The organism is Arthrobacter sp. LAR12-1-1.1 (assembly GCF_040676555.1).
GTDB lineage: Bacteria > Actinomycetota > Actinomycetes > Actinomycetales > Micrococcaceae > Arthrobacter.
On sequence record NZ_JBEGIG010000034.1, the window covers coordinates 1 to 17,437 of the forward strand.

General features: G+C 66.0%; 12 protein-coding genes and 1 rRNA gene. 5 read left to right on the forward strand and 8 right to left on the reverse strand.

What is annotated here, in order from left to right; translation table 11 throughout:
* Nucleotides 1-327: 327 nt before the first annotated feature.
* The 5 genes from rrf (at nucleotide 328) to MRBLAR12_RS16220 (ending at nucleotide 5,674) form a co-directional block, all read left to right on the forward strand.
* Nucleotides 328-444 (forward strand): 5S ribosomal RNA (gene rrf, locus MRBLAR12_RS16200).
* A gap of 261 nt (nucleotides 445-705) precedes the next feature.
* Entirely contained in the window at nucleotides 706-1,674 is a 969-nt protein-coding gene (locus MRBLAR12_RS16205) for a GNAT family N-acetyltransferase (RefSeq protein WP_364747138.1), read from the forward strand.
* Nucleotides 1,675-2,199: 525 nt separating this feature from the next.
* Nucleotides 2,200-4,464, forward strand: a complete 2,265-nt coding sequence (locus MRBLAR12_RS16210; RefSeq protein WP_364747140.1) for a hypothetical protein — start codon at nucleotides 2,200-2,202, stop codon at nucleotides 4,462-4,464.
* Nucleotides 4,465-4,655: 191 nt separating this feature from the next.
* Nucleotides 4,656-5,504: an SDR family NAD(P)-dependent oxidoreductase gene (locus MRBLAR12_RS16215; RefSeq protein ID WP_229994022.1), complete on the forward strand. Its 849-nt coding sequence runs from the start codon at nucleotides 4,656-4,658 to the stop codon at nucleotides 5,502-5,504.
* 80 nt (nucleotides 5,505-5,584) lie between these two features.
* Nucleotides 5,585-5,674 (forward strand): excalibur calcium-binding domain-containing protein, encoded by a 90-nt coding sequence (locus tag MRBLAR12_RS16220; protein WP_229994021.1) that lies wholly within the window; start codon nucleotides 5,585-5,587, stop codon nucleotides 5,672-5,674.
* Nucleotides 5,675-5,770: 96 nt separating this feature from the next.
* Here MRBLAR12_RS16220 and MRBLAR12_RS16225 read toward each other — a convergent pair whose 3' ends face one another.
* The 8 genes from MRBLAR12_RS16225 to MRBLAR12_RS16260 all read right to left on the reverse strand — a co-directional run bounded on the left by MRBLAR12_RS16225 (nucleotide 5,771) and on the right by MRBLAR12_RS16260 (nucleotide 17,322).
* Nucleotides 5,771-7,588, reverse strand: coding sequence for a putative bifunctional diguanylate cyclase/phosphodiesterase (locus tag MRBLAR12_RS16225; RefSeq protein ID WP_364747143.1), 1,818 nt, complete (start codon nucleotides 7,586-7,588; stop codon nucleotides 5,771-5,773).
* Nucleotides 7,589-7,745: 157 nt separating this feature from the next.
* Complete coding sequence (locus tag MRBLAR12_RS16230) at nucleotides 7,746-10,088, reverse strand: multicopper oxidase domain-containing protein (protein ID WP_364747145.1); 2,343 nt, start codon at nucleotides 10,086-10,088, stop codon at nucleotides 7,746-7,748.
* Entirely contained in the window at nucleotides 10,085-10,792 is a 708-nt protein-coding gene (locus MRBLAR12_RS16235; RefSeq protein WP_229994018.1) for a hypothetical protein, read from the reverse strand. The genes MRBLAR12_RS16230 and MRBLAR12_RS16235 overlap by 4 nt, the downstream gene beginning before the upstream one ends.
* A gap of 178 nt (nucleotides 10,793-10,970) precedes the next feature.
* Nucleotides 10,971-11,297: a GYD domain-containing protein gene (locus tag MRBLAR12_RS16240; RefSeq protein WP_090583485.1), complete on the reverse strand. Its 327-nt coding sequence runs from the start codon at nucleotides 11,295-11,297 to the stop codon at nucleotides 10,971-10,973.
* A gap of 314 nt (nucleotides 11,298-11,611) precedes the next feature.
* Entirely contained in the window at nucleotides 11,612-13,849 is a 2,238-nt protein-coding gene (locus MRBLAR12_RS16245; protein WP_414645523.1) for a putative bifunctional diguanylate cyclase/phosphodiesterase, read from the reverse strand.
* Between the two features lie 136 nt (nucleotides 13,850-13,985).
* Nucleotides 13,986-15,158 (reverse strand): glycosyltransferase family 4 protein, encoded by a 1,173-nt coding sequence (locus tag MRBLAR12_RS16250; RefSeq protein WP_364747147.1) that lies wholly within the window; start codon nucleotides 15,156-15,158, stop codon nucleotides 13,986-13,988.
* 422 nt (nucleotides 15,159-15,580) lie between these two features.
* The gene (locus MRBLAR12_RS16255; protein WP_364747149.1) at nucleotides 15,581-15,820 is read right to left on the reverse strand and encodes a hypothetical protein; all 240 of its coding nucleotides are present in this window, start codon (nucleotides 15,818-15,820) and stop codon (nucleotides 15,581-15,583) included.
* Between the two features lie 65 nt (nucleotides 15,821-15,885).
* Entirely contained in the window at nucleotides 15,886-17,322 is a 1,437-nt protein-coding gene (locus MRBLAR12_RS16260) for a flotillin family protein (RefSeq protein WP_229994015.1), read from the reverse strand.
* Nucleotides 17,323-17,437: the final 115 nt, after the last annotated feature.

A 17,437-nucleotide genomic window follows, 5' to 3' on the forward strand; every position in this document is an offset into this window, starting at 1 on the left:
TGTGAGAGGCCCCCAGCCAGACCACTGGGTTGATAGGCCGGATGTGGAAGCGAGGACTAACGACTCGTGAAGCTGACCGGTACTAATAGGCCGATAACTTACACCACACACCCATCCCGTGAACGGAATCAAAAGACGTTCACACCCCGGGAAGGGTACAAAGAAACAAGACTGCTTGCGTCCACTATGTGGTTCCCAAACAACAAACCCGTCACCGACGGCACTGTTGCACAGGAACCGACAACAAAATAACAACACCACAGATGTTGTAACCACCAGATTTCCCACCCCCACGCCACCAGGCGCCGGCGGGTGCGGACACAGGGTTACGGCGGTCATAGCGTGGGGGAAACGCCCGGTCCCATCCCGAACCCGGAAGCTAAGACCCACAGCGCCGATGGTACTGCACCCGGGAGGGTGTGGGAGAGTAGGTCACCGCCGGAACACCATTCACGGTCGAGGACCCCCAACCACAGGTCGGGGGTCCTCCCGCATTTAACGCGCCTTCGCAGATGAGCATGGTTAGAGTAGGCGGGAGTGCTGGACGAGGCCACCCAACTCACGCCATAATGCACACCACCACCAAGCAACGCGCGCAGCGATTTAGACCACCCCACGTGACCCTATCGCCGGGAGTGTCGGACTCGTTTCGCGATGGGGTTGCGTCTGATGGTTTGATGCGTGACGTCGTGGAGGGAGAGACTCATGACCGCACAGGAACCCGGGCGAAAGAGTGTCGGGGGCCCGGCGTCGGTCCGGCCGCTGCGCGAGACGGACCTCGATCGCGCTGACGAGATCTGCAGGGCGGCGTTCGGGACGTTCCTCGGGGTCCCCGATCCGTTCGGGACCGCCGACTATGTCCGCACTCGCTTTGCCGCCGATCCGCACGCCGCCTTCGCCGCGACGGTCGACGGCGAGCTCGCCGGATCGAACTTCGCCGCCAACTGGGGCAGCGTCGGGTTCTTCGGACCGTTGACCGTGCGTCCGGACCTGTGGGACCAGGGCGTCGGCAAAAGCCTGATGGAGCCGATCATGGGCTGCTTCGAGACCTGGGGGAACAGCCACCTCGGCCTGTTCACCTTCTCGCACAGTCCTAAACACCTCGAGCTCTACCGCAGGTACGGCTTCTGGCCCCGTTTCCTGACCGCCGTCATGCGTAAGCAGGTCGCGGCCCCTGGCGCGGTGCCCGGCCGGGTGACGTATGCCGAACTGTCCGCCGGCGAGCGGCCCGACTACCTCAATGCCTGCAAGGCCCTGACCGACGCCGTATACGAGGGTCTGGACCTGGAACGCGAGATTGCGGCAACGCACGCGCAGGGGCTCGGCGACACCGTACTGCTTCCGGGCGAATCGGGGCTCGACGGGCTGGCCGTCTGTCACTGCGGACCGGGCTCGGAGGCTGGTGCGGATGTGTGCCTCGTCAAGTTCGGTGCCGTACGCCCGGGCCGGCAGGCCGATGACAGATTCGAACGACTACTCGACGCCGTTGAGCAACTGGCCGCCGAGCGCGGACTGGGTCAGCTCGACGCCGGGATGAATCTGGGTCGCCCGGATGCCTATCAGCGCATGGTCGCCCGCGGTTTCCGTACCGGGTTGCAGGGCGTGACCATGCACCGGCCCAACGAGCCCGGCTACAGCCACCCCGACGCCTATGTGATTGACGACTGGCGCTGACATATCCGTCCCGTTGCCATCATTCTTGCGATACCTGCGCCAAGGCGCGTCGCCTGAAGATCCTCGTTGCCCTTTGGCCGGGGTACACGGCCCAGACTGGATGGACACGTACTGCACCCGGGAGGGTGTGGGAGAGTAGGTCACCGCCGGAACACCATCCACGGTCGAGGACCCCCAACCACACGTTGGGGGTCCTCCCGCATTGAACCCCCCACACCATGAAATTGGACGAGCTGGCTCTGGATGGAATCGGCCGTTTGGATGCTAGAGTCCGTCTCACGGCTCTTTTGTGTAGCCCATAAATTCTGGTCTGTGGGGGGACTTGTGCGAACTGTGCGCTCAAAAGCTTGGGTTCAAAAACTGACGGCAGTATTGATTTGCAGCATCATGTTGGGAGGGGCCGCTTCAGCTGGCCCGGCGCAGGCAATTGTGCCTTCTGCATTCATCCATTCCGCGATGGCAATGGCGTCCGGAATGACGACTCCGGGGGACCCTGGAGCCTTTCGGTCCGTAGCACCGAGACGGGTGCTGGATACACGATGGGGTGGAGGCACGCCCGTCGGCTCCGATTCGTCGGTTTCCTTCTCGGTGGCCGAGTACAAGGGCACATCCAGCGGCATCGCAGCGGTGGTGTTCAACCTCACCGTGACGGAACCCGGGTCCTTCGGGTTCGTGACAGCCTACGCCGGCGGGGGCGCCAAGCCGTCCGCCTCGAATCTGAACTATTCCACTGGCCAGACGGTGTCGAATCTCGTCACGGCGCCCGTCGGAGCCGATGGCAAAGTCACCCTGTTCAACCGCTCGCCAGGAACGGCCCACCTCATTGTCGATGTGGCCGGCTTCTATCTGGAAGGGGCGGTCAGCCAGCCTGGGGCATTCCAGCCAATGGCACCAACCCGTTTCCTGGACACGCGCACCAGAAATGCTGTGGGACCGGGCTCGGCAGTGTCCTTCCAAGCCGCCGGGGTACACGGCATACCGTCGACCGCTGCGGCCGTGGTCTTCAACCTGACCGCCTCCGAGGCAAAGTCCTTTGGATTCGTGACAGCGTATCCGAGCGGGACGAAGCGGCCAACGTCGTCGAGCCTGAACTATTTGAAGGACCAGACGGTGCCGAATCTTGTCACTGTTCCCGTCGGCGCTGACGGGAAGGTGAGTTTGTTCAACCAGTCCTCCGGTAGCGTGCAGCTTTTGGCGGACGTTGCAGGCTACTTCCTGCCCGGAGATCCCACGGCGCCCGGCGTATTTCATCCGCTGGCGCCGTCACGGGTGCTGGACACGCGCAAGAGTTCCGCAGCGGCGGCCGACGGGGCGGTCTCGTTCCAGGCCGCAGGGGCCAACGGCGTCCCGGCGGGAGCTGCGTCGGTGGTGTTCAACCTGACAGTGACTGAAACGGAAACCTTTGGGTTCGTCTCGGCCTACCCCAGCGGCACGAAGCGGAGCGATGCATCAAACCTGAACTATTCCAGGGGGCAAACGGTTCCGAACTTGGTCACAGTGCCTGTCGGGGCGGACGGCAAGGTCACGCTCTTCAACCGTTCGAAGGGTAGAGCGCAACTGATTGCCGACGTCGCCGGCTACTACGTGGCCGGCACACCGACTGAAGGAGCGGCCTACACCTGGGGCGGCAACTACGCCCGTGAAGCAGGCACAGGCTATGGGGAAGGCACTTCCAGCCCGGATCAGGTGCTGGGGGTCAACGCCACGAGCATCAAGGCGGCTTACTACTCCCGGTACGCGCTGCTCAAGGATGGAACCGTGAAGGCCTGGGGCGACAACGCCGCCGGCCAGCTGGGCAACGGCACCACTGCCGAAGGGCTAAACCCCGTCACGGTCAAGGGGCTCGGCGGCGTGGCGGCAATCGAAGCAGGGTATCAAACGGCCTACGCCGTGCTGAGGGATGGTTCAGTTCGAGCGTGGGGTGCGAATACCCGCGGTCAGCTGGGAAACGGATCCACAACAGGCTCCCGTGTACCTGTGGCCGTCAAGGGCCTGTCCGGAGTGGCAGCCGTCGTTGCCGGCGAATCGGTCGCGTACGCGTTGCTGAATGACGGCAGCGTCTATGCCTGGGGCGACAACCGGAGCGGCCAACTGGGGAACGGCACAACAGTTAGTACGTCCACACCCGTCAAGGTGCACGGCTTAGCTGGAATCGCTTCAATCACCACAGCAGGGCAAACCACTTACGCCAGGACCACTGACGGGAAGGTCCTGTCGTGGGGGTCCAACGAGGGAATGGCATTGGGCAATGGAAACCCAAGCAATGACGCTGTGGTGAGAGAGCCCACGGCGATTCCACGCTTGTCCGGCGTGACCTCGGTAGTCTCCGGAATGTACAGCGCCTACGCATTGCTCGACAGCGGAGCCGTCATGGCGTGGGGCTCCAACAACTTCGGCCAACTCGGCAACGGGAGCACTGCGAACTCCGCCGTCCCGGTTCCCGTGGACAACGCCTCCGGGACCGTCTCCCTCGCCGCGGCATTAGGAGCTGCCTACGCCGTGCGTCGGGACGGTAGCGTCCTGGGCTGGGGAAACAACCGTTACGGCCAGCTGGGGAACGGAACCACCACGAATGCGCTGGTACCGACGCCGGTCGTGGGCGTTCAGAACGCGAAACACCTGGCGGTGAACGGCGACAACGGCTATGCGCTCACCTCCGACGGCACCGTATATGCCTGGGGGAAAAACGCTGACGGACAACTGGGCAACGGAACCACCACCGACTCCACGGTTGCCGTCAAGGTCAGCGGCCTCGAAGGGGTTGGTTCAGTCATCCCGAGTGGCTCTTGAAATTCGCTGCAACGACGGGCTGACTGCGCACGCAAGCCCCGATCAATGCATCGGCGGGATCAGGGAAACTCCCAGCAGATTCCGGGGAAAGCCCCGGCCCGTCCGGAACGAACACCTGGTTGGGCTCGTTAGAATTTGACGGGGCTGGATTCCAAAAGACCAGCCCAACGCTTCGTTCTAAGGACACTTCAATGCCCGAGCGCACTATCGTCATCACCGGAGCCAGCGACGGCATCGGCGCGTCCGCCGCCCGGACCTTCGCCGCGCAGGGGGAGCGAGTGGTCGTCGTCGGGCGTTCCGCGCAGAAGACCGAGACGATCGCGAACGAAATCGGCGCCGACTTCTTTGTCAGTGACTTCGCCGATCTTGCCCAGGTGCGCACACTGGCCGCGCAGCTGAAGGAAAGGTACCCGCGGATCGACGTCCTGGCGAACAACGCCGGCGGCATCATGGGACCGCGCGAGCTCACCGTGAACGGCCACGAGACAACCTTCCAGGTCAACCACCTGGCCCCGTTCCTGCTCACCACCGAGCTGATTGACGTGCTGACCGCCAGCCAGGCCACCGTCATCAACACCTCGAGCGTCGCGAATTCGCTCTTCGGCAAGCTGGACATCGACGACCTCGACGCGGCCCGCAAATACTCCACCAACCGCGCCTACGGCAACGCCAAGCTCGCCAACATCCTCTTCACCACCGAGCTCCACAACCGCTACAACACCGAGGGGATCTCGACGGCGGCGTTCCACCCAGGCGGCGTGGCCACCAACTTCGCGGCCGACTCCACGAGCCCCATGCGCCTGGCCTACAAGTCCTTCCTCAAGCGCTTCATGCTGACTCCGGACCAGGGCGCAGACACCCTTGTGTGGCTCGCCAACTCCACCCCGGGCCACGACTGGATCTCCGGCGCCTACTACGCCAAACGGACGCTCTCCAAGGCCAACAAGCAGGCTTACGACGCCGGCCTCGCCAAGGCCCTGTGGCAGCGCAGCGAGGCGATGGTGGCCCAGGACCTCGACAAGCTGGAGCACCGGCCGTAATTCCGCACGGGGTCGGCCGCAGCGGCGCCCGGGACAAGACCAGCGGAAAGCCGGTCACCACCTTCCGCGTCAACAGCACCGTGTACAGCTACAACGACGGCGGTGCGCGGCACTGGGGCGAATACGACCTGGACCGTGACAACGACGGCATCGCCTGCGAAAAGCGCTAATGTGAATCGTCGGGATCCCCGCCAGCGGCGGGGATCCCGACAGGTTTAGCCGGCGACCCGGCCCTAACGGCGCGCGCCCCGCCGGCGACCGCCCGGCTACCCCCCGGCGTCGACCTTGTCCAGGGCGTTCAGGGCGCTTTCCATGGTCCCGGCCAAGTGGCTTGCAGGGGCGGGCTTGGCGAACAGGTAGCCCTGCAGCGAATCGCAGCCTCGGTCCATCAGGTACATGGCCTGCGCGGGTGTTTCGATGCCTTCCGCCGTGACCAACAGGTCGAGGGCATGCGCGGCCTTGATCATGGTGGCGAAGAACGGGAGCTGTTCCTGGCCGGTTTTGATCATGGCCACGAAGGAGCGGTCGATCTTGACGTTATCCAGGGGCAGCTCCTGGAGCCGGCCGAGCGTGGAATACCCGGTGCCGAAGTCATCCATGGCAATCCGGACACCGGCCTCGCGCAGCTGCCGCAGCTGGCCCAGCACGTCCGAGGAAGCGTCGAAGAACACGCTCTCCGTCAGCTCAAGCGTGAGCTGGCGCGGATCAACACCGGTGGACGCGGCAATCCCGAGCACGTCCGTGGCGAAGTCCCGGTGCTGGAACTGCAGGCCCGAGACGTTCACGGCGACGCTGTAGGCGGGGTCGCCGGCCAGCCACGGCCGGATCTCGGCGCAGGCGCGGCGCAGGACTTCATCGCCGATCTCGCGGATCAGGCCGCTCTGCTCCGCCACGGGCAGGAACTGGTTCGGCGGCACCAGCCGGCCGTGCCGCTCCCACCGGGCGAACGCCTCGAACTGCACCACCGAACCGATGCCGGGCGAGACCACGGGCTGGTAGTGCACCGAGATCTGGCCCAGCTCGACGGCGCGCCTGAGGCCAGAATCGCCGTCGGCCTTGTGGGCCGCGGTGCTCAGCATCTCCGGCCGGAACCGCAGCCACGTGTTCTTCCCGGCAGCCTTCGCCGCGGTCATGGCGGCGTCGGCCTGCCGCAGCAGTTCCGCCCCGTCCAGCGTCTGCCCCGACTTGGACGCCAGGCCCATGCTCACGCCGGGCCGGACCATGGAGCCGCCCGCGCGCAGGGGCGCGTAGAGGGACTCGGCGATCCGCCTGGCCACCGCGTCCGCGTTGAGGCACTCGGTCAGCAGCACCGCGAATTCGTCGCCGCCGACCCGGGCCACGGTGTCATGCGGGCGGACGCAGTTGCGCAGCCTGCTCGCCAGCTCCACCAGCAGCTCATCGGCCGCCGAGCGTCCCAGCACGTCATTGAGGTGCCTGAAGTCATCGACGTTCAGCAGCAGGATGTCCACCGGATCCGGGCGGCGCAGGGCCGCGGCGAGGCGCTCGTTGAAGAGGGGGCCGTTGGGCAGCGCCGTCAGCGGGTCGCGGAGGGACCCGGCCTTGAGTTCGTCGTCGTGCTCGACAAACGCCGCGGGAGCGGCAGCCGCCGGAAGTCCCCCAAAGCCAGTCGCTCCCCCTGAAACAGGAGTACGACGGCGGAGAAAGTCGCCGCTTAGGGAACGGCCGGCGCCGCCGGCACTGGAGTTTCCTCCGGGGTTTCCTCCGGCAGCGCCACGGATCGAGAGGGCCACGGACGTTCCGGCGTCGGCCGATCCTGCCGGCGGGGGGACAAGGGCACACGTGATTTCGACCGGGAGTTCAGTGCCGTCGGCACGGCGGCCCGAGCCGGCGAACGGCGAGCGGGGACTGGCGGCCTTGCCCAGCCCGGCCAGGACGCCGTGGAATTCCTCCCGTGAGGCCTCGGCCAGGAGCATGCTGTGGTCCGCGCCCAGGAGCTGCGCCCGCGGGTAGCCAAAGAGCCGTTCCGCGGCCGGGTTGAGGAAGGTAATGGATCCGTCCGGGCCGACCAGCAAAAGCGCGTCCGGGCTGTACTCCAGCAGTTGTTGTGCGAAACCAGCTTCCATGATGTCTGACAGCCCCCCAGGCGGTGAATACGGATAGCGGGCACCTTGCTAAGAGCAGGGCGCACTGCACTGACTGAATCATATGCGGTGCGGGCTCCCCGAACGTGACGGGTATCACGCCGCAATCAGATGTGTCGAACGCGCCACCCGGGCCGCGCTAGACGGCGACGACTGGAATCCTCCGAGTGAAGAGGACCTTCTCGGTGATCCAGTCCAGCAGGTCCACGGTGAGCCAGTACGTGCCCGGTGCCGGCGGGCGCAGCAGCATGTCGTAGCGTTCGGCGGCGCCGAAGTTGATCAGGCTGGACCGCAGAGGGCCTGTGGAAGAAATCGGCCGTGCCGGTCCGGTGGGGTTGGACGTGTCCCGGAACGGCCGCCCGTCGTGCGAGATGAGTTCAGCCATGACAACCGGCTTGCCTGCGGAATCGGTGAAGCGCACATTGACCGGGAAGTAGTTGGCGTTGAGCAGACGCAGCAGGGTGGGTTTGGTGGCACCTCCTGCCATCCTGGCCCGGATGCGGGTCAGCCGGATTGGGCCTTCTATTTTCGGGGCACGGGCTAATTCACCGCCCAGAAGGTAGAAGTGCTTGGGATTGAACTTGTCCAGTCCGGCGTCTTCGCCCGAGAGCCCGGCGGCGTGGTTGAGTTCGTGCCAGCGGGGGTCGACGGAGAAAGGGACGAGGAGAGTCTCGGTGTCGATGTCGTATTCCGGTCCGTCAACGAAGGCCCGCCTGGCGCCTTTGGTCACCGGAAAGTCCGGGTGGACTGGAGGGTCGATGATCAGCGGGCCGAACATGCCCATTTGTACGTGCAGTGTGGTGTTGACGTGGCAGTGGTAGAAATACGTTCCGGACGCGCCCACATTCGGGTTGCCGGGCTGCCCGCGTTCCGGCCGCCACTGATAGGTGTAGCTTCCGGAAACCTCGAAGGAGGTGTGGCCGACGCCGTCGTTGCGTGGATCCGGCTCGATGCCGTGCCAGTGGATGGTGTGCACTTTCTTGCTCGGGAGCACAGTGCCGTGGAACAGCTGCCCCTCGGTGAGCCGGATCAGCGGTGCGGGGAAGATCCTCCCGGAGTTCTCGGTCTCGAAGGTCCAGATCTCGAATTTGCCGCCGTCGTCGAACACCATTTCGCGGTTGAAGAACTTGAACTCGTGTTCCACGTCCGGGCTCTGGCGGAACTCGGTTTCGGGGCTTCCCTCGTGCATCTGATGGGAGCTGAAATCGACCTGGGTGCGGAACAGCTCGTGGGTGGCCTCGCTTCCGGGTGCGGGGGCCGCTACGGTCCAGTGGCCAACGAGCCCGCCGGGATACATGCCGCCCCGCGCTACCTGGGAGGGCTCGGCATGGCAATGCATCGGGTAGTCATAGTCCTCTTTCCGGGCGTTCCACACCTCATCGATAATTTCCGGCGGCCGCCTCAACGGGAGCATGGAGTCCTTGCGGTCCAGCGGGTGCATTTCGATGACGTCTTCCCACTGCTGCAGCACCACGTGACCGTCAGCGTCAATGTTTCCGCCGGTACGCGGAAACATGCTCCCGTTGCGGTTGACGGTCCAAAGGTGGTTTCCGTGGAAGTGGAGCTGGTGGTGGACGACGCCGGCGTTGAGGAAGCGCATCAGCTGGCCGGTCCTCACAGTTCCGGCCGCGGCGCTCAGGCTGAAATTGCGGACGTCGATCTGCCGGGGCGAGCCTGACATCAGGGAGTCCTCTTCCCGCACGCGGTTCAGCGCCAGGTCAGTGGACGCGGCCAGCGATTGGAAGCCGCTGCGGCCGTTGAGCGTAAAAAACCGCGGATACACCGGTGTCTTGTCGGGATCCACCGTTCCGTTGCGCGACGCGATGCCGGCCCACACCGGGTCAACGTTGTGGAGCATCCACAACCATTGGCGTTCGAATTCCGGCCCGTTGGGCATGAGCAGCCACGGCGAGGCCGGATCGGTGACCAGCAGGGCACCAAAAAGGCCCAGGACGCGCTGGACCGGGTCGGCGGTCGGATCGGCCGGATCGGCGCCAGGATCGCAGTAAAGGTAGGTGCCTGCCTTGGGGGCCGCGAATTCCAGGGTTTTGGTTTGACCGGGCCTGATCACGCCTGTACCGACGTGGCTGTTCCCCGCTCCCGCGTTGAGGAACTGCAGTGCGTGCTCCTGGGCCAGGTGGTTGGTGACGCGGATGCTGACGGTGCTGCCTGTTTCGGCGATCAGGGTCCGTTCCGGGAAGAAGCTGGCCCAGAATGCGCGGCGGACCAGGAATTCCCCGGGGTTGGCAGGGTCCTTGGCGGCAGGTGCCGGGCGTCCGAGCGGGGGAATGGCGGCCTTCAGGGGGTAGGTGCGGCTCGCCACGATCGAACCGTTGCGCAGGAACACCCTCGGGCTTACCGTCAGGCTGGGCTTCGGGTCGTTCACCAGCGTCCGCCGGTCACCGAAACCCCGGTGGTAGACGCGGGATCCGTCCACCATCGGCAGAAATCCGTCATTAATGTGGATATCGAGCGGGCTCATGACTTCACCTGGCTGACCGTCAGAGACGGCAGGGGGAGGACGGCCGTGCCATCGTGTTCCGGTTCCGAATACTCCAGCTCCATCGCGACGGCGTCGTGAGGCGCCAGGTAGCTGATCCAGAGATGCTCTGCGGCCCCGGGCCCGACCGAGCCCGGGCCGCGGTCGAAGTCCTGTGGAGTGACAGTGGTTCCGGACGGGAGCAACCTGAGACGCAGTTGGCCGGGGCTGAAGAGCACGGGTTCCTGACTGGAGTTGCGGACTTCAACCTCGAGGAGGACGACGTCGCCCCAGGTCAGGTTTAGCGGCTGGGGCCAGCCGGGATCCTCAGGTGGTGCGCTGTCATGGTCATGGTCGTGGGAAGTTGCGGGGAGGGTCGTCGGGCTCGCGGCGCGATGGAAACTGCCCGCGACGGCCCTGTTTGCGCCGGCGGCCATGGCTCCGGGATCGGCGAGCACGGCGGCTGCGCTTTCGATTGACCGGAAGGCCTGTTGGCCCTGGGCGTTCAGCCGGGCGAGGCGGCCGGCCCGGGTGACCGCCAGGACACCAAAGGCCGTATCCAGTTGCGTTGCAGACCGTGGACCGCTTCGGGAGACGGCGGCGTATGTGCCGCCTGCCATCAGCAGGAAGGCCCCGCCCCCCACGATCAGTCCGAACTGGCGCCGGTTCAGGACTGGGCCGGAAATCAGGGGGGAGCGTGCGTCCATGGTTGTGCCTCCACGTTGAGTCCGCGATAAGGCCCAATGGTGCTTACACGGCCCTATAGAAAACTTGGGAGGAGCCCGGACGCGAGTTTGCGCACCGCTTTCGGGACGGCGGACGCGAGCCAGCGGCCAGGAGTGCGTTGCACTGCAGCCTGGCCGTGGTGCCAGTTCGCGTGGAATGTCAGGTGCCGGGCGGGCGGTACTTAATCTGTTCGGCTTTCCGCAGGGCTTCCATCGTTTCGTCGACGGTCAAGAGCACTGTCGTTTCGAAAGAGCTCAGTGCGCCTCCTCCGCTGATCGCCAAGGCAACCGCGGCCATGGACACGTTGTCGGGAGCCTCCCATAAGTTGTAGCCGTCGTGGGCGCCGAATGCGTACCAGAATCCATGGAGTTTTCCTCCGACCGATTCGATGTATGCCTGGGCGGCCTTTCCGCGGTCCTCGGGGTTGCTCATCAGCCTCGCCCAGGTCTCCGGTGTGTAGCTGAACTTCGACAGATAGAGCGGCATCGTCTCTTCCTTTCGTTCGCTGTCGGATGTGCGGATTCACCAAGAATGGCAGTCTGCTGCCAGGCCAGCAATGCAGCCGGGCCACGACGTCGCCCGGACCCGGCACCAGCCGAGCTACCCGGGCAGCGGTACGCCCTCGAGGTCAGCGATGGCCGCGGCTGAGTTTCGGGTTCCCACGACGATACCGGCCCCCAAGCGACGGAAGTTCATACAGCGATGATGTTCCCGGCCGAGGTGCCCGGATCAATGCGTTCCCTGCATCATAGGGTCCTTCGGCCCTGTGTCCAGCACATTGGCCACGGAGCTTTGGCGGGTCACCGGTTGCCGGGCACCCGATCGCCCCGCAGCGCGGCGATGGCCCGGGCCGCGCGGTCCAGCGCAGGCTTGAGCGCGGCCTCCGGCTGGGGGCCCGAAAACAGGAAACCCTGCAGGGCATCGCAGTCCAGCTTCATCAGGTAGCCGGCCTGGGCGGACGTTTCCACGCCCTCTGCTGTGACGGTGAGCCCCAGTCCGTGGGCCATGCCGATCATGGCGTTCAGGATGGGCAGCCGTTCCGTGCCGGTCTTGATCATGGACACGAACGACTGATCGATCTTCAGCGTGTCCACGGGCAGGCCCTGCAGGCGCCCCAGGGAGGAAAAGCCGGTGCCGAAGTCACCCAGCGCCACGCGGACGCCGACCGTGCGCAGGCTCATGAGCTGCTGGATCACGTGGCAGTCGTCCTCGAAGAAGACGCTCTCCGTCACTTCCAGGACGAGCTGGCGCGGGTCCACGCCGCAGGATTCCGTTACGGCCAGGACCAGCTCGGCGAAGTCCCCGTGCTGCAGCTGGACCCCGGAGACGTTCACGGCCAGCGACCGGGAGGAGTCCTCCTCCAGCCAGGGCTTGAGCTCGGTGCAGCCGCGCAGCAGCACCTCGGTGCCGATCTCGACAATGAGGCCGCTGCGTTCCGCCGCCGGAATGAACTGCTTGGGCGGAACCAGCGCGTCGTCGCGTACCCAGCGGGCCAGGGCCTCGACCTTGGTCACTGTCCCGCTGCCGGCGGAGACGATCGGCTGGTAGTGGACGGCGATCTGTCCGCTGTCCACGGCGAGCCGCAAGCCGGCCTCGAGGTCGTTGCGGTCCACCAGGGCCTTCAACATCTCCGGCCGGAAGCGCATGTACCGGTTCTTGCCGGCGGCCTTGGCGGCATACATCGCGACGTCAGCACGGCGCAGGAGCTCGGAGGCGTCCACGGCGGCCTCGCCGATCGAGGCGATCCCCAGGCTGAGGCTGGGCCGCAACATGGTGCCGTCGATCCACACCGGGACGCGCAGCGAGTCGACGATCCGGACAGCAACCGCCTCGGGCTCCAGCGACTCGATCAGGAGCACCACGAACTCGTCGCCGCCCAGCCGGGCCACGACGTCGTCCGGCCGCACGCACGCGCGCAGCCGCCGGCCTACCTCAATGAGCATCTGGTCCCCGGCATGGTGGCCCAGGATGTCGTTGACTTCCTTGAAGTCGTCCAGGTCCAGCAGCAGGACGTCCACGGCGGTGCCGCGCGGATCCGCGAGGGCGCTGGCGAGCCGGTCGTTGAACAGCTGGCGGTTGGACAGCCCGGTCAATCCATCCCGGAACGCCAGCGCCTTGAGCTGGGCGGACTGCGCGGCGAGGTCTGCCATGGCCCGGGTGATCCGGTCCTGGGCAACCTTGGCCGCGGTCACGTCGCGGAAGCTCCACACCCGTCCGACCACCTGGTCCGCGACTTTTTGTGGGCGCGAATAGCGTTCGAAAGTCCGGCCGTCGCGGAATTCCAGGATGTCGTGGCTTTCTGCCGCGGGATCGGCGTAGAGAGCCTCGACCTTTTCGACAAACTGGGCCGGCTCCCGCAGTTGGTCCAGGACGAAGCCCATGACGGCCTCATCGTCCCCGGTGGCCAGCATTTCCCGAGGGATGCCCCACATGGTGAGGAACTGATTGTTGACGCCGGCGATCTCGCCCTCGCTGCTGACCACGAGGATGCCGTCGGCCGTGGATTCGAGCGTCGCGCTCAGCAGCGACATGGCCTCGCGGAGGCTGTCATCGTTCTCCGGCCGGTGCGAGGTGTCCCGGACCGCGGCGATCATGCTCGCAGTTCCATTACCAGCGCCGTCCCCGGTCACGAAGATGGCCCCGGCCACCTCGGCCTGGAACTCCGTGCCGTCCCGCCTCACCCCGTAGGCCTCCACGGGAGCGGTGTCTGCCTCGTCGCCGTCGGCGTCTGTGTGCGCGTCGCGGCGGAGGTTGAAGAACAGCCGCTCTAGCCCGTTCCGGAACCCCTCGGCCAGGAGAATGCGGTGGTCCGAGCCCACGAGCTCCGCACGGGCGTACCCGAACATGCGCTCCGCGGCGGTGTTGACCATCCTGATGGACCCGTCCTCGGCCACCACCAGCAGGGCATCGGGGCTGGATTCCACGAGATCCCCGTAGCCCGGGACCGCGCCGGAGACTTCCTCTGGGACTGCGCCGGAAGCTTCCTCCGGGCACGACGACGCCGTCACCGGGCTGCCGCCGTGCGAACCTGAGACCACCAACGAGACATTTAGAACCCTCCCCTCGGGAAATCATAGGCGTCCCGAGGCTCCCTTGGGTGTCAACACGTGGGCGGAGCGGATCCAGGCCCGCGGGTAAGGACCAAACGCCCCGTTGCGCTATCACCTAGGGTGCTCAAAAGCCCGGGTTGGCCGCCCTAAGTGACAGGGCAACGAGAGGGGACTGGCCAATTAGGGGTTCCCGGGTCACGGCCTTGTAATGGCCAACGAGTTCGGCCCCGAGGACGGACCACGTCCGGCCCTGGACCGAGGCGTGCGCTGCCGCGGCGAACGCGCGGCGCTTGGCGTCGTCGCCCATCAGGTCCACCACCCGGGCACGGAGCGCGGCAAGGTCGCCGGGCTCGTACAGCCAGCCGGTCCGCGAATTCTCCACGAGGTCCAGCGGGCCGCCTCGGCCCGTGGCCACCACCGGCACTCCGGATGCCATGGCCTCCTGGATGGTCTGGCAAAAGGTCTCGAACTCGCCGGGATGGACGAAGAGATCGAAGGACGCCACCGCCCGGGCGAGGTCGGCGCCGCCGAGGAATCCGGTGAAGACCGCCTGCGGCAGCGCGGCTTCCAGGGCTGGCCGCTGGGGCCCGTCGCCCACGATCACCAGCCGGGTCCCGGGAACATCGCCCAGCACCGCCAGATCCTCCACCTGCTTCTCCGCCGCCAGCCGGCCCACGTAGCCGATCAGGCGCTCGCCGCCGGGTGCCACCGAAGCCCGCCAGCCGGCGTCGCGCTTCGCGGGGTTGAACCGCTGGGTGTCCACGCCGCGCCGCCACATGTCCACGCGCGGAATGCCGCGGCCGCGGAGCTGGTTGAGCGCAAAGATGGAGGGGACCAGGGTGCGCGAGGCCAGCAGGTGGATCTGGTCCACCCGGTTCCAGGCCCAGTTCTCCAGGAAGGGGACGCCGTAGCGGCCCGCGTAGCCGGGGACCTCGGTCTGGTAGATGGCGACCGTGGGGATGCCGAGCTGGTGGGCCGCCTGCGCTGCCCGCCAGCCGAGCACGAACGGGGACGCGAGGTGAACGACGTCGGGCGCGTAGTCGGCAAGGATTCGCTTGACCCGATACACACCGCCCATCGCCACCCGCACATTGGCATAGCCGGCCAGCGGAACCGAGGGGAGCCGGTGGACGTGGGCGCCATAGACCTCGTCCGGGACGTCCGTGTCCTGCGTGGACGGCGCGATCACGAGCACCTCGTCCCCGCGCTCCTGCAGATGCTCCAGCACGCGCAGGATGGAGTGGGTGACTCCGTTCATGAGCGGCAGGAATGATTCGGCGACGATTGCGATCCTCACTCCTCCACGGTGCGGGCGGCGGCTTGCGGCGCGGGGGAGCGGGTGTGGCCTGCAGGGGAAGAGTGGGTTAACACGTGGGCGCGCTCAGGCGTGAACTGCCACGGGGCGGACAGCGCGGAAAATGGGCGGTCAGGGCGGGGGCGTGCGGGGACCTAGCTAGGAAGTGCCAAGAGGGCGTACTTGACTGCGGCCATGCGTCCGAGGCGCAAACCCGACAAAGCAGCGGTGCCGGACGGCATGACGAAAGACGAGCTACAGCGGATCGGGCCAGTTGCCGACCGGGAACAGGGAACGGATGCCGGAAACCATCGCTATCCTCACACCCGGACCGCTACGCGCACGCATATTGCCTTCCATCTGAAAATACCTCCAGAGGCTACGGAACTTCAGAATACGCCCGTCGCCTCCAAGCGTCCAGAGGGTCATTCGGCCTTGAGGATATCCGGAAGCTCGTCCACAAACACGGTTTGCGGCGGTTCAAAATAGATGACCAGGACCTGCTCGCCCACGGCGAAGACGCTGCTCTTGTCGAACGGGTGCGCATGGAACGCGCTGGTTCCGCCGCGGACGGGGAGCATGACCTCGCCGATGGTGCCCGGGCCGATCCGACCCGTGACCCGCCCGATCTTTCCAGTCAGGCTCCGGTCAACATCCCTGTGCATCAGAATCCCCGTACATCTAAACCCCTGCGTATAGAATCCCCGTGTTTGCCCTCGCAGGGCGGCCACTACGCCCCCGGAGCCTTGGTATCCCGTTTGGCGGCGTCCCGGCCGTGCTTGAGCGCGGTGGAGAGTGCCGGGAGGTAATCGCCCACCTGTGCCAAAATACCGCCGATCATCCGGTTGACCCCTTCGCCGCCGTTGAGGACGGTCATCTGTCCAACGTGTGAAAACGGCTCGGCCGCCGCCGCCACGATCGCCGGCATGTTCTCGGCGAGCTGCTGGGAGATGACGGCGTCCTGGTTGGTTGCGAGTGCTTCGGCACGGGCCTTGATGCCTTCCGCCTCGGCCAGTGCCTTGGCCTTGATGGCGGAGGCGGCGGCATCGCCGCGGGCCTTCGTGGCGGCGGCCTCGGCCTCGCCGGTGACCTTGGTGGCCCCGGCCGCCGCCGCTGCCGCCGTCGCGTTCGCCTGGGCCTGCAGCTCAGTCCGCCGGGCGTTGGCCGTAGCCTCGAGCTCGGTGCGCCGGGCCAGCGCCTCGGCCGCGCTGATGTCTGCGGATTTCTGACCCTCGGCATCGGTGCGCTTGGCGTAGGCCCTCGCGTCGGCGGGCTTGCGGACGGTGGTCTGTAGCTTCTGCTCCTCCCGGTCGGCCTCGAGCTTGGCCACTTCGGTTTCCTGGACCACCACCTGCTGACGCGCCGTCGCGTCCGCCAGCGGCCCGGCCTGGGCCGCGTTCGCCTTGGCGCGCTCGGCATTGGCCTGCGCCTCGGACTGCCGGATCGCGGACACGCTCCGGGCGTCGGCAATCAGGGCCTCGGCCTCCGCTTCCTTTTCTGCGGCCTCCCGGTTCCGGGTGGCCTCCGCGATGCGGGCTTCCATCTTGACCATGGCGATGTGCGGCTTGGCGATGTTCTGGATGTAGCCCGTGGGGTCCTGGAGGTCCTTGATCTGCAGCGAGTCGACCACCAGGCCTAGCTTTTCCATTTCGACGCCGCTGGCGCTGCGGACCTGGGAGGCCAGTTTGTCGCGCTCGCGGATGATTTCCTCGACCGTCATGCTGCCGATGATCGAACGCAGGTGGCCCTCGAAGACGTTGTACACCTGGCTTTCCATCTTGGGCTGCTGGCCCAGGAACCGCCGTGCGGCGTTGGCAATGAACGGCGGGGCGTCCCCGATCTTGTAGATGACCACGCCGTCGACAATCACCTGGATGCCCTGGGAGGTCACGCAGGAGACCTTGAGTTCGGTTTCATTCAGCGTCAGGGACAGCGGCCGCACAGTCTGGAGGCCGGGCAGCACCAGGGCCCCCTTGCCCGTGACGATCTTGAAGTCCATCCCCTCCCGGGTTTCCAGCGTGCCGCGGGTCAGCCCGGAGATGATGAGGGCCTCGTTCGGTTCCGCTACCTTCCACATCAGTTTTGTTGCCACCCAGATGACGCCGACGACGGCGACCGCCCCCAGGATGATCGAAATGAGCGGATACAAAAATGACAAGTCCGGCATAACCAGGTCCTTTCACGGCGGTGGAAAAAGGTATTAAGCAAAGCCCCAAACGATGCTGCTGGTAGTCCCGGCCGGCCTGGAGGCAGGAATTCTTACGCCGCCCAGCCAGCCGTTG

What these genes read in the sequence shown, in the direction of transcription:
- MRBLAR12_RS16205 (WP_364747138.1), top strand. Translation starts at nt 706, where the DNA reads ATGACCGCACAGGAACCCGGGCGAAAGAGTGTCGGGGGCCCGGCGTCG.
- MRBLAR12_RS16215 (WP_229994022.1), top strand. Translation starts at nt 4,656, where the DNA reads ATGCCCGAGCGCACTATCGTCATCACCGGAGCCAGCGACGGCATCGGC.
- MRBLAR12_RS16225 (WP_364747143.1), bottom strand. Translation starts at nt 7,588, where the DNA reads ATGGAAGCTGGTTTCGCACAACAACTGCTGGAGTACAGCCCGGACGCG.
- MRBLAR12_RS16230 (WP_364747145.1), bottom strand. Translation starts at nt 10,088, where the DNA reads ATGAGCCCGCTCGATATCCACATTAATGACGGATTTCTGCCGATGGTG.
- MRBLAR12_RS16235 (WP_229994018.1), bottom strand. Translation starts at nt 10,792, where the DNA reads ATGGACGCACGCTCCCCCCTGATTTCCGGCCCAGTCCTGAACCGGCGC.
- MRBLAR12_RS16240 (WP_090583485.1), bottom strand. Translation starts at nt 11,297, where the DNA reads ATGCCGCTCTATCTGTCGAAGTTCAGCTACACACCGGAGACCTGGGCG.
- MRBLAR12_RS16255 (WP_364747149.1), bottom strand. Translation starts at nt 15,820, where the DNA reads ATGCACAGGGATGTTGACCGGAGCCTGACTGGAAAGATCGGGCGGGTC.
- MRBLAR12_RS16260 (WP_229994015.1), bottom strand. Translation starts at nt 17,322, where the DNA reads ATGCCGGACTTGTCATTTTTGTATCCGCTCATTTCGATCATCCTGGGG.